Raw genomic sequence first — 12,408 nt, forward strand, 5'->3', positions numbered from 1 at the left:
ATTATTTTGCACAAGGCAAAAGTCTAATTTTTATTCCGGTGTGTGACGAATATCTGTACGAACATTTCGATGTCATCCGAGTAGCTGACACTGGTTCTTTTTTTCTGGATTCCAGCGTTACGCGCTGGAATGACATTAAATAGTTTTCCTTAAAATTTGAGTTATGCAAGCAGTCTCTTTGGTGTGATTCGAGTAGCTGAAACTGGAATGAAATTATTGCTACTCCCACTCAATAGTTGCTGGTGGCTTGGAAGTTAAATCATACACAACTCGATTTACTCCGGAAACTTTGTTAACAATTATACTACTGACGTCTTGCAAAAACCTCCAAAATACTAACGAATGTTGATCTTTATTTTCAAATGGAAATGCATCAGCTGTCATGCCATCAGATGAAGTCACAGCCCTTAAAGCGCAAACATATCCGTATGTACGATTATCTCCCATAACTCCCACAGTTTTTACTGGTAACAGTACAGCAAAAGCCTGCCATATTTTATCATACAGATCATAATTTTTCATTGTGTTGATATATATTTCATCTACTTCTTGCAATATTCGTACCTTTTCTTCATCAACCTCACCTATGATCCTCACTGCAAGTCCAGGCCCAGGAAATGGATGTTGAAATATTATCTCATCTGAAAGCCCAATTTCTTTGCCAAGCAGCCTTACTTCATCTTTAAAGAGATAGCGTAAAGGTTCTACTAGTTTCAGATTCATTTTTTCTGGCAACCCACCAACATTGTGATGAGATTTAATTGTACTAGTGTTTCCTGAAGCGTGCCCTGATTCAACTACATCAGAGTAAATGGTGCCTTGCATTAAAAAATCCACATCACCTATTTTTTTTGCCTCTTCTTCAAATACTTCGATAAAAGTATTGCCGATAATTTTTCGCTTTTCTTCCGGATCAGTTATTCCCTTTAACCTACTTAAAAACAAGTTTGATTTATCAACGTAATTTATTGGAATTTCTTTTAACATAGCAGTGGTCTGGCTCTTACGCAATAACCCAGTATCGATAAAAATACAGTTTAATTGTTTTCCTATAGCTTTGTGTGTAAGAACTGCTGCAACACTTGAATCAACCCCCCCACTTACTGCAGCAATTACTTTTTTCTCCCCCACTAAGTTTTGAATTTTTTCCTTCTGTTTTTCAACGAATGACTTCATTGTCCAATCTCTCTCACAATTTGCAATATCTAAGAAATTAGAGAGAAGTTTACTACCATTTGTCGTAGGCTTAACTTCAGGATGGAACTGAGTACAGTAAATCTTCCGCTGTTCGTTGGCAATTATTGCGATTGTTTGATTTATTATACCTGAGGCAATAGCAGTAAATCCTTGCGGTATAGTTTCGACACTGTCTGCATGGTTCATTAGCACATCGACTTCGGAATTAACGTTCCAAGTATCCTTTATAATTGGGGATTCTTTTAGTATCTTGATTTTAGTTTTGCCAAATTCCTGATTGAATTCTTTTCTTACCTTTGCCCCGAAATAATGACAAATGAGTTGCTGTCCATAACATATTCCAAGTATAGGAGTGTTTATTGTTTCGTTAAGTTTTATAATTTTATGTGCTACTTCACTTACTTCAGAGCAATTGTCATTTACAGATTGCGGTCCTCCAGAAAAAATAAATCCATTGAATTTTGATACTGTTTCGAAATCGATATTGCTTGGAAATATTTCACAGTAAACGCCCATTTCCCTGATTTGTCTTGCAATAAGCTGTGTAAACTGTGAACCAAAATCAATAACGGCAATTGCTGACAATGTGCTCCTCCATATTATTTAAAGCAATATTTGATAATAAAGAAAACAATAAAGTAAGTAAACTAAGACCTGTTTAAAAACTTTAATATATGACTAAAGTAACTTAAATTTACTGCAACAGATTTATGATTAAGCTGTCTTAATTATCATTCTGATACTCTCTTCTTATCATAATAGCAACCCCAACATCTTTCCTTAAGTTGATGCCATTGCCTGAACGGATACGTTTAATATATATATAAATTCCTATCTTTTATATCTAATAAACCAAGTGTTGGTACGATTGTTGCTTTCAGGAAGATGACGGTTTCTACTGTCTTAGCCAGTTTTTTTGACTTTTGATGCAATAAGTTTTGGTTATCTTTTCTATGCTCTATAAGCCCACCAATTACCATAACTTCGCCGCTCTTAATTTTTAACGTAGAGTGCATTTCTCTGGTTTCAATAATTGGAATGTCACTATTTAATTTCATTTTATTCTGTTGTGCGACATATTCTATATTTGGGTCTTTAGTGTAATTGTTAATTCTTGATAAGGTTGGGTGTATATCCATAAATATTTCGTTAGTATCAATGTTAATGCTTGGGTGGATTATTAACACCACACCTATTGGAGTGCTATTCATCTTGGTAATTAAGGCATGATTGGAGTTTCCGGTATCTTTCTGTATATCGGAAGTAAAATAGATATGGTTTTTAGTAAATGAAATCATTGCTTGCTGATTATTTATAGCATGTACTCTAGGGCTTGAAATTACGGTTGAAGTGCCAAACTTGTCTAAAGTTTTTACTAAATTTTCTAAATCAGAGTTCATTACCAGGCTAGTAATGGAACTATCTTGATTTGTTATAGATTTTGTTTCATTATGCAAATCATTTAAGTTGATACCAGAAAGGTATTTATCGTCTAATACAACTTCAACTATTTTGGCCTCGATCATTACTTGAGAAGACGCCAATTTCTTAACTTTATTAATATATTCTTCAACAGCTTTGTGAATATCTTTTCTAGCATTTAGAATAATGACACCAGCTTCTCTGTTGGATGAAAGAAATTCACCATCATCCACTCCATTAACATCCATTATTGCATTTAAGCCTTTTTCTAATGAACTCCATAAGTCACTGCTATATTGAGACTTTCTAACATTCCTGTCAGCATCGCTGCTTGTAACATTGCCACTAACGACAAAATTGCTTTGAGCAGAGTGTTGAATATTGATGAAGTCTACGTAATAATTTTGTGCATATGGCAAATCTTGTTCAATTCTAATTACACCATTATTCATTGAGTAACGCAATTTGGCGCTGTTGGCTATATTCTGAATTACTTCGTTTATGTTCTTATCTTTTAGTTTTAAAGTAATATTACCTGATATTTTTGGGTCTATGTCTAAGTTAATGTCAGAAAGTTTTCCTATCTCAATCAGTAAATCCTTTACTGGTACTTTTTCATCAACATTAATCGAAAGAAACTGATTACTGGTTGTAAGATCGGGAAACTCTACCGGTAAAGGTATCATTTCTGGTATTGCTGGTTCGTTATTCTTCAAAGGAGTATTATATTGTTGCAACGAATAATCGTGCTTATAATTGTCTATATTAACAGAATGTTGCTTGTTAGGTAGATGTGTACAAGAAATAATGAAAAGGAGTATTAAACATTTTAAAATAGCCATGAGGGCAACATACAAATCTATACTAATAGTTTTCTATAAAAATGTTAAAAATGTATTTAATTGTATCCGTTCAGGGGAGTGGTTTAAGAAATGATAGATAGGAGATTATGAAAAGGGTTTAGCCGCATGGAAGTGGGATGAAAAGAAGCACTGGTTTCACATGCGTCTGAACAGACACCATTTTACAGCATTTTAAATTTGTCCTGTGCAATGTTTGTACAGTTGCGATAAAAATTACTTGACAAATTTTGACAGCTTTGTTACTTTGATAGTGAAGATATTCTAGAGCTCGAAATCTATCTTCGTCTGCAGACTTTTCAACTTCATTAATTTATAATCTCTAGTTAAAGTATATTGTACTTATGTATAGATAACTTCTATCATAGCTATATACATTTTTCTGAGTTTTTTTGTATTACTTAGGAGGATCATCATGTTTAAAATCATGGATTACGCATATCATTGACATAAATGCCTTAAAAGGACAGATGGTACCTACGTCCTCTTTATATAGATTATGTATTTGTTCAGATACGACTAAATTGTGTCTAGTGTAGAAAAAATTAGACAAATTCAGCCTTATATAGAACCAAATTCAACGGAAGTAGAATTATCCTCATTTCCATAATAGTAAGGATTTGCTTCTTGCGTATTATTAACAGCAGTTTTTAATAGTACTTCCTTATCACTATTCCATGCAACTTTCTCCATAATTGGAATATAATCCTTACACTTTTGATTATCTCCACAATCCTTGATTTTACCATCATCATTTAGATAACGCTTCAATGCATCATAGTATACTTTAGTGTTATTACCCTCTTTATCTATCATTTGTCCTAAGGTATTAACAAGTATCAATGGTGCAACTTGTTTTGCTTTTACAACACTTGTTTCACTGGGCTCTCTAAAGAGATTAGGACATGCTCCTCTGGAAAAAAAGCTTTTGTTGAATTCTGGATTACTATGGTAAACGTTCGGGTAACAGAAACTCTTAATCTCTTCTTCTTGACACGCTAACTCTATTTGATCATCCACACATTTTTCACATTCTATATTACCAAGCCAGGATATTGAATTAAGATCCTCTGTAAAGGCAAATTTAAAATTTACTGCACCATAATTACCATTTGCTCCCTCTTCTATATATTTTGCAATCTTAGGATTACTGTACATCTCAGGATATAATTCCTTTAGTAAATCAGATGAACTAAAACCTTGACAACCTATCTTATTATCAACTTTATAAAAATGAGAATACGGCCCACAATTTTCATACTTGGAACAATCTGAGGTTACTTTTCGAGATGTAATTTCTCCATTTTCATTCTCTCCTTCATCAGTAACAGGTTCGCCCGTATCAATTTCACCTTCTCTATCGGTAACAGGTTTATCTATACCACTTCCTTTTTTACATTCTTCAGCTATTTTTTATACCACTTAGTCTCTGCTGATGATTGCTCTACATTTTAATCTCTGTCGCTGTTCACAACATTACACTCTGGAACTGCATACCTAATACCGCATACTGATTTCTCTCTTTATCTTCTGCAAATTAATTAAATGAAGGGCATTAAGTATCCACACTACTAAAAAAAGTGTGGTACAAAATATAAACATTGCAATGAGTGGCAGCAGTAAAGAACCTTCTATTGCTACTCCACCTTTTCTAAAAATACTTGCTGGCTGATGAAGAGTAGACCATAAATTCACAGAAAATTTTACTATGGGAATATTTATAGCACTAAAAATGGCAAATACTGCTGATGATTTCTCTGCTCTTGCTTGATTATCAAAAGCGCTCCACAATGAAAGATAACCAACATACAGAAAAAACAAAATCAGCATTGAAGTAAGCCTTGCATCCCATACCCACCAAGTACCCCATGTTCCTTTTCCCCAGACGCTACCTGTGATTAAGCATATTGCCGAAAAGACTGTCCCTGCAGGAGCAGCAGCATGTGCCAAAACACTAGCAACGCTATTGTTCCACACCAATGAAATGAAACTGAGTGATGCAATGAGTCCGTATATTCCAAGAGCAAGCCATGCAGAAGGCACATGAAGATACATAATTCGTACGATTTCTCCTTGTTTATAATCTCCTGGGGAGAAGAATAATGCTAAGAACATTCCAATTAAAAAACATGCGAAACAAATAACCCCAAGCCAAGGTAGAGCTTTTTTAGTAAAAGAAGTGAAATTTGTAGGCTTTAATAAAAACATTTGTTTTGAGAATAATTGTGTTAAGAATTTATCAATTAGTTTGAGTTTTATCAACAAGATAGTTTTTCTATATTTACGTAGTATAATAAATTAGCACAATTTCAGTAGCAGATTGCTTGCTATTATTTTTAGTATAACGTTGATGACCCTTAAAAAGCTTAACCTACACTTAGTGTCAGATTCAAGTGGTGAAACTGTTATATCAGTTGCAAAATCAGCCCTGAAACATTTTCGTTCTGTAGAAACTATCGAATATGTTTGGTCTTTTGTAAAAGGAGAAGAGCAGATCGATAAAATTCTGGAGGAAATTGAGAGAAAAAGTGATGAGCATAACTTTGTTATATGCACTATTACTGATGATGGGCTCAGAAAATATCTAAAAGATAATTGTATCAAGTTAAAAATTCCATATCGAGCAATATTATCACATATTATTAGAGAAATCTCATCCTATCTTGAAATTGAAAAGGATGAAAAACTTGACCTGTATACTGAAATAAATAACGAGTATTTTCAGCGTATTGAGGCAATAAACTATACCATCAATCACGATGATGGACAAAATATTCAAGATATTGATAAAGCCGATATAATTTTGGTTGGAGTTTCACGCACATCAAAATCTCCCACTAGTATGTATTTAGCTTACCGAGGCTATAAAGTTGCAAATGTTCCTTTTGTTAGCGAGATACCCTTTTACGTCGACTTAGCAAAATTAAGAAATAAACTGACTATAGGAGTAACAATAGACGTAAGAAGGCTAATAGAAATACGCAAAAATAGACTGACTTCAATTAATAATGAAGGTAATAATATATATGCTGACCCTAGAAAAGTAGAAAAGGAAATTAAAGAAGCAGAGGAGTTCTTTAAGCAAAATAACTGGCCAATTATTGATGTTACGCAAAGGTCGATCGAAGAAGTATCAGCAACAATTATACAATATTTTAATAAAATTTAATCAATTGACTAACTCGCTGTAAGTGATAATAATGTAAGGTAATTCTATTCTTACTGTAGATATGAAAGTTAAAGGATCGCTAAAATCTCATCGTAACAGAGATAAAAATTGTAAAGTTGTGAAAAGGGGTGGTAAGGTTTATATTATAAATAAGGTAAAGCCAAGATGTAAAGCGCGTCAAGGTTCTTAGCTTTTTGTTTTCCTTTTTATGTCATATGTTTTTCATATGGAAGCATGGTTAGAAAGAAACAAAAACTGTTGCATAGCACTGCCCATTTCTTCTCTTACATTATATTTTGGTATTAACATGATTACAGGCAGACGTGGCTTGTTAACATTAATTAACTTAAAAAAAAGAAATTAATTACGTGCGTCAACAAGTCCATGAATTTTAGTTCCACCCTAAGCCCTCTTGAGCTTGAGAATTTTTTCTATATATAGGCTGAGCATGAATGACATCTGATCATCAATTATGCAAATCTTGTTGTGCATACTTAAGTCATTTTGCCAAAATTCCCTTTTTGCATCACCTTTTAAACCTCTTGTGTATACTTCTGTAATTGTGGTAAATTTTTGATCATTGGCAGCCACTTCTCCACACTGCTTCCATACATATTCTCAACTTCTTCTCGCTTTTACTGTGTATTCCTTTTGTGCTCTTTAAAACGGTACCTTCTATATATATATTTATTGTCATTAGGCTAAGTTACCGCTTTTTTTCCATTTTTATACTTCCTGCCCTTGATTAATTTGACCTGCTAACATTTTGTTTACAGGGCCTGCTATTAACTCTGCACAATTTATTCTTATGGTAAAAACTTCTTCTTCACTCTTATTTTTCCTTAACTTGACGCATATGGTTTGTTAAATACTCCCGTCTGTCAAGGAATTTCTACTCATGAAGGTTATGGCTTGGAAGATTACTGAAATTTTGAAAAATGTAGTCTACTTCTATATTCAAATATATCAAGCAGTAATTCAAAATTAGCTATTGTACCTTTTGCACTATTATATGCAAGGTTGAGCAATTCTCTGTCCTCATATAAATCAGCAAATTTAAACTCCATGCACCCTGATTGTTTTGTGCCTAGAATATCTCCGCTACCCCTCAGCATCATATCCTTTTCAGCAATATAAAATCCATCTTGTGACTCACACATAATCTTTAACTTTGAATACGAACTTTTACTGAGATTGTCATATAACAGTACACAAAAAGACGGTTTATTTCCTCGTCCTACTCTACCTCTTAACTGATGTAATTGCGATAACCCGAACTGCTCTGCATTCTCTATAATCATAATAGTTGCATCTGGTACATCTATGCCAACTTCTATCACAGTAGTTGCAACAAGCAGAGAAAATTCATTCCTCTTGAAGGAAAACATCACTTGATCTTTCTGCTCTTGAGTTAGTTTTCCGTGTATTATTCCAACTCTATCAAAAAATGTCTTTTGTAGTTCCTGAAAGCGCATTTCTGCTGCGGCAATATTGAGTTCTTCGTTTTCTTCTATATATGGACAAATCCAATATGCTTTTTCGCCTCTATTTATAGCATCTTTCAGTCTTTGAATAATATCTGATACTTTTTTAACGTTCATAATAACGGTTTTTATTGGCAATCTAGATTTTGGTTTTTCCCTTAAAATAGAACATTCAACATCACCATACATAGCTTGCTGCAAGGTTCTTGGAATGGGAGTTGCAGTAACAAAAAGTATATCGGTATTTTCTCCTTTTCCTACCAACCGATTCCTCTGTATCACTCCAAATCGCTGTTGTTCGTCTATGACTGCGAGTCCTAAATTTTTAAATGTAACGTTAGCTTGAAATAATGCATGAGTACCAATTACTATATTTAAAATACCACTTGCAAGTTCGTTCATAATAATCTTTCTTTCCTTGCGCGCAGTTTTACCGGTAAGCAAAGCAACTTTTATATCAGTACAAGATAGAGCTTCTTCGATCCAATTATAATGTTGCTCAGCCAAGATAGTAGTTGGTGCCATTAGAGCTGCTTGCATGTTATTTTCTACCACATTCAGCATCGCAAAGAGTGCAACTACAGTTTTGCCACTCCCAACGTCACCTTGCAGCAGACTTACCATGCGGTATCTGGATTTTTGTCTTTCTGAGATTTCATCTATCGCTCGAATTTGATCATTTGTTAATTGGAACGGTAATTCATTTAAGACCTGCTCTTTGTATTTACTCAATATTATAAATTCTTTTCCCTCTTTTTTTACATGATTTTCCCTTGCAAGCTTTAGTGCCAACTGGTACGCAAATAGCTCATCATAAGCAAGTCTTTCTCTGCAAACTTCTGCTTCTGCGAGTGAGCTCGGTCTGTGCAATCTTATGATGCTTTCTTTCCAATTCAGCCATTTCTTTTGCTTGATTAATGTTTCATCTATCCACTCTGGCAAATCAGGCAAATCTTTTAGATTAGAACTTATTATGTTTCTAATGCTCTTGTTAGTAATACCGCGACATAATTGGTAAACTGGCTCTATGCAGGCTATTTCTTTAAATAGATTGATATCAGACAACATGTAATCTGGGTGAGTAATTTGCCAATGTTCGGCAAACTTTTCAAGTTTACCACTGATTACTATATCTGTTCCAACTGGAAATAATTTATACAAATATTTAACTGAGTAATTAAAAAAAACTATAAATAAATACTGACTTTCACTTTCAACGATTACTCTATATGGCCTCCCTCTGGAAGTGGGACGCTGGTGCTCATACACTTTTGCCACAAAAGTTGTAAATTCTCCCACTTGAGCATCAGGTAGTGATTTACTTCTATCCACATAACTGAGTGGCTTATAAAATAGCAGATCTACCACTCTGTCTCCACCGCAAAGTTTAGGCAATATTGCGGAATGAAACTTAGGTATATTCTCAATTTTACTATTTAGAAAAGTCAGCACACTTGACTGCTCATCAACATTCATACTGTGTAAAACCGTTTATTCATAATAGAGCCTTACTAAAATCCTGTCACCCTATTATGACTGTCTATGTTAAGTATATTATTGATATATTAACTATTTTTATGTATTATTATACTATCAGCAATTCATATCAAAGTATTAACAATGAACAACTCTATACAGGAAAAAAAGGGAAATCCAGTAGTTACGCTAAAGGCTCAAGCGGAAAAGTTTGATTTTAGCAGGTTAAGGGCTGATAAAACCAATGAGTCAGCAAACACTGGTGAGCAGATGTATGAAGATTTTCGAAGAATGAGATTTGTTATTAACAGCAAAAATCTAGACCAAAGTTTAATTGGTGCATTGATAGACGGAGCTAAGCAATACAATTTTGATGAAGTTTGGGATAGGTATTATAAAAATCAAGGGATACCTGGCAATAAAAAAACCGACCAATATTATAAAGAGGAGTTTGAAAGGTTTTATAATCTAGGTAAAGGGTACGCTCATCTATTACCAAAAGAAGGAGATGAAAATAAAAGTTATCGTGCGTTTGGAAAAGAAGTTTTCAAGGAAATGTTCAAATATGCTGAAGCTCAAGTTCCAAGCGATTCTATCTTAAAAGAACTAGTTACTAACTGTAACCAAGCTGCTTATGTAGGTGCATTATATAATGAGGATAGTCCTCTTTTTCATGTAACTAAAATACATAAATTAACTTTCAGCTCCAGTCATACAACATATATTAATTGCAGTAATTCAGAACGTGTAGAAGTCACAGTTAAAGAGCTAATCTCTGCCACCGTATTTGTAAAGCCAAATGAAGAATTATGTAAATTGAACAGCTCACTAGAATTCGCACTTGAATCTCAAGATGGGAAAGATGATGTGATATATAAAGATGGCAAATTGTCACTTACTGTACCTCGAGAATTGAGAGATTATAAAACTGATGGCAGAAGTTTATTTGATATTATTAAAGAATATTTCTATAAATTCTGCGAGAAGTTAGGGTTCAAGTTTGAAGTAGAAATAGAGCATGATTTAGATGATCCGATGAGCTACCTCGAAGAGGTAGCTCTGCCCATTCATAGCAATGAACACGAAAATACACTCTAAAACTAACAATTAAAATATCTCAAGTTCTGTTAGCTTATTTGCATAGTCAGTTGTACTAGACGCAACTTAATCTGACAGAAAAACTAATGTCAATCTCTATGTTTGATGCTACTAATATTTTTCTAAAAAGCAATATGCTTGCTATCAAGAAAAGTCTGCATAGCAATATTTACCTAAATGAGGCCTTGTCTCAATTCCTAAATATAGCTGTGATTTTCTGGTTTATCATAGCCCATATCAGTCAAAATGCGCGATAATAGCACCATCAAAGAAAGATATATTAAAAAGATTAGCGGCAGTAATTGCAGTTTTCTCTGTTTGCCATAGCAACTCTTGAGTAGGTATCAGTAATAATGATAATCTATATATCTGCTATAAAACCTCGAGATCCGTAGAATAGGGCTGACTAAGGTTCTCATACATTCCTGTATGCTGAGAACATAAAAGCTCTTTTGATTCTATTCCTAAATCCTCAAGTATTTGCTCCTGTTCAGCTATAAGTTCTAATAGCCCTGTTCCACTTTCACTTACTTCACTTCGTTCAAGACACATAAGTTCTGTTAACTCTGCTATGTCTTCTCTAGAAAGCTGATTTTTTTCAGAAAAAGTTGTTTCACTCATATGGTCCTCTTTTTGATATAAAGAGTATCTTATACAAGAGAATAACTAAAATAATCTAAACTCTTGTGTCATATTTGTAGCTTGGTGTAGTTATATGGTACATTTCAGATAAGAGTACTGATTATCTAATTGTAGGAGAAGACCTAGTCAAAATATAAAAAAGCAGTGGAATTGGGGGTGGTAAATTCAGAAGTGTCTGAATAACTGTGTGAACTAAGTTCGGAGGAGAATAGTATCAAGAAAGGAGAAAATTATATGGTCTTACCTTTATTGATGTATTAATTGAGAAGAGTTCTTAAAAGTTAATGTTTTGTTAGTTGTTTCATACTAAAATAGGCATATATAAATAATTAGGAGAATGTTATGCGGTCTAATTCCAATTCACTTAATAAATACGGATATGTATCTGATGCAAATGGATTGTCTCACCAACAAATGGGAATGTATGATGATTTAGGAAGATATGAAGTTGCTGATGAAGATATGATGTACCAAAAAAACTATGGTATTATTGGTGATAGTTTAAAAAAAGTAACAAATCTGACTGGAGATACAGCAAAGAGTATAGCAGATTACCTTATTAAACCTGTTAGTGATCAGGTTGCAAAGCAAATCGTTGTTCCATTAGGAACGGAGATTATAAGTAAAATTGTCGTACCTATTACAAAGAAAGTTGCAGAACAAAATCAAGACATGATAAAAGAGCTAACAGATAAACTCATGGTTCGCGTGGAAGATTTTGCTCGGTTACAAATAGAAAAATTAAAAGAAGACGTAAAGCAAGAGATAACATCAATACCAGGTAAAGTTTTAGAGAAGATAAAACCTTCTTCATGGCTTCCATGGAAAGCAGAAAGTTTGGATGAAGCTTATTCTGACACTTATGTACCAAATGATATAGATGAATTTGCATGGTAGAGCTTCAAGGTTTAGCAAAATGTTTTTTGGTTTATATTCGCTTGAGGTTAACATCATTGGCCTTAAGCTTTTTTTAATGCTAAATGATCTTACTGTATATCTACAAATTCTTCCTGTGATTTTCAACTCTAGAGGTTATGCTTAAATTATAATATCTACCAAA

11 protein-coding genes are annotated in these 12,408 nt (G+C 33.6%); 4 read left to right on the top strand and 7 right to left on the bottom strand.

Annotation, left to right across the window (positions count from 1 at the left end; translation table 11 throughout):
- Positions 1-219: 219 nt before the first annotated feature.
- The 4 genes from guaA to ccmC all read right to left on the bottom strand — a co-directional run bounded on the left by guaA (position 220) and on the right by ccmC (position 5,687).
- The gene (gene guaA, locus ABWU35_RS01805; RefSeq protein ID WP_139686404.1) at positions 220-1,782 is read right to left on the bottom strand and encodes a glutamine-hydrolyzing GMP synthase; all 1,563 of its coding nucleotides are present in this window, start codon (positions 1,780-1,782) and stop codon (positions 220-222) included.
- 227 nt (positions 1,783-2,009) lie between these two features.
- The gene (locus ABWU35_RS01810; RefSeq protein WP_019236615.1) at positions 2,010-3,461 is read right to left on the bottom strand and encodes a type II secretion system protein GspD; all 1,452 of its coding nucleotides are present in this window, start codon (positions 3,459-3,461) and stop codon (positions 2,010-2,012) included.
- A gap of 579 nt (positions 3,462-4,040) precedes the next feature.
- Positions 4,041-4,637, bottom strand: coding sequence for a hypothetical protein (locus ABWU35_RS01815; RefSeq protein WP_019236614.1), 597 nt, complete (start codon positions 4,635-4,637; stop codon positions 4,041-4,043).
- 339 nt (positions 4,638-4,976) lie between these two features.
- On the bottom strand, positions 4,977-5,687 hold the full coding sequence (gene ccmC / locus ABWU35_RS01820) for a heme ABC transporter permease CcmC (protein WP_007301928.1): 711 nt from the start codon (positions 5,685-5,687) through the stop codon (positions 4,977-4,979).
- Positions 5,688-5,829: 142 nt separating this feature from the next.
- Here ccmC and ABWU35_RS01825 point away from each other — a divergent pair, with 142 nt between their 5' ends.
- Both ABWU35_RS01825 and ykgO read left to right on the top strand, forming a co-directional pair.
- Complete coding sequence (locus ABWU35_RS01825) at positions 5,830-6,648, top strand: pyruvate, water dikinase regulatory protein (RefSeq protein WP_019236612.1); 819 nt, start codon at positions 5,830-5,832, stop codon at positions 6,646-6,648.
- Between the two features lie 61 nt (positions 6,649-6,709).
- Positions 6,710-6,838, top strand: a complete 129-nt coding sequence (gene ykgO, locus ABWU35_RS01830) for a type B 50S ribosomal protein L36 (RefSeq protein WP_006015378.1) — start codon at positions 6,710-6,712, stop codon at positions 6,836-6,838.
- Between the two features lie 212 nt (positions 6,839-7,050).
- On the opposite strand, the gene ABWU35_RS01835 is transcribed toward ykgO, so the two are convergent.
- Together ABWU35_RS01835 and recG are read right to left on the bottom strand one after the other, a co-directional pair.
- Positions 7,051-7,239: a hypothetical protein gene (locus tag ABWU35_RS01835; protein WP_007301926.1), complete on the bottom strand. Its 189-nt coding sequence runs from the start codon at positions 7,237-7,239 to the stop codon at positions 7,051-7,053.
- A gap of 329 nt (positions 7,240-7,568) precedes the next feature.
- Positions 7,569-9,608, bottom strand: coding sequence for an ATP-dependent DNA helicase RecG (gene recG / locus ABWU35_RS01840; protein WP_019236611.1), 2,040 nt, complete (start codon positions 9,606-9,608; stop codon positions 7,569-7,571).
- Between the two features lie 144 nt (positions 9,609-9,752).
- Here recG and ABWU35_RS01845 point away from each other — a divergent pair, with 144 nt between their 5' ends.
- Positions 9,753-10,706: a hypothetical protein gene (locus tag ABWU35_RS01845; RefSeq protein WP_019236610.1), complete on the top strand. Its 954-nt coding sequence runs from the start codon at positions 9,753-9,755 to the stop codon at positions 10,704-10,706.
- A gap of 372 nt (positions 10,707-11,078) precedes the next feature.
- Here the strand turns inward: ABWU35_RS01845 and ABWU35_RS01850 are convergent, their stop codons facing one another.
- On the bottom strand, positions 11,079-11,327 hold the full coding sequence (locus tag ABWU35_RS01850; RefSeq protein WP_019236609.1) for a hypothetical protein: 249 nt from the start codon (positions 11,325-11,327) through the stop codon (positions 11,079-11,081).
- 363 nt (positions 11,328-11,690) lie between these two features.
- Between ABWU35_RS01850 and ABWU35_RS01855 the strand changes: the two genes are divergently transcribed.
- Complete coding sequence (locus tag ABWU35_RS01855) at positions 11,691-12,245, top strand: hypothetical protein (protein WP_007301922.1); 555 nt, start codon at positions 11,691-11,693, stop codon at positions 12,243-12,245.
- Positions 12,246-12,408 lie beyond the last annotated feature (163 nt).

This window comes from Wolbachia endosymbiont (group B) of Xylocampa areola (genome assembly GCF_964028205.1).
Lineage (GTDB): Bacteria > Pseudomonadota > Alphaproteobacteria > Rickettsiales > Anaplasmataceae > Wolbachia.

What these genes read in the sequence shown, in the direction of transcription:
- ABWU35_RS01810 (WP_019236615.1), bottom strand. Translation starts at nt 3,461, where the DNA reads ATGGCTATTTTAAAATGTTTAATACTCCTTTTCATTATTTCTTGTACA.
- ABWU35_RS01815 (WP_019236614.1), bottom strand. Translation starts at nt 4,637, where the DNA reads ATGTACAGTAATCCTAAGATTGCAAAATATATAGAAGAGGGAGCAAAT.
- ccmC (WP_007301928.1), bottom strand. Translation starts at nt 5,687, where the DNA reads ATGTTTTTATTAAAGCCTACAAATTTCACTTCTTTTACTAAAAAAGCT.
- ABWU35_RS01825 (WP_019236612.1), top strand. Translation starts at nt 5,830, where the DNA reads ATGACCCTTAAAAAGCTTAACCTACACTTAGTGTCAGATTCAAGTGGT.
- ykgO (WP_006015378.1), top strand. Translation starts at nt 6,710, where the DNA reads ATGAAAGTTAAAGGATCGCTAAAATCTCATCGTAACAGAGATAAAAAT.
- recG (WP_019236611.1), bottom strand. Translation starts at nt 9,608, where the DNA reads ATGAATGTTGATGAGCAGTCAAGTGTGCTGACTTTTCTAAATAGTAAA.
- ABWU35_RS01845 (WP_019236610.1), top strand. Translation starts at nt 9,753, where the DNA reads ATGAACAACTCTATACAGGAAAAAAAGGGAAATCCAGTAGTTACGCTA.
- ABWU35_RS01850 (WP_019236609.1), bottom strand. Translation starts at nt 11,327, where the DNA reads ATGAGTGAAACAACTTTTTCTGAAAAAAATCAGCTTTCTAGAGAAGAC.
- ABWU35_RS01855 (WP_007301922.1), top strand. Translation starts at nt 11,691, where the DNA reads ATGCGGTCTAATTCCAATTCACTTAATAAATACGGATATGTATCTGAT.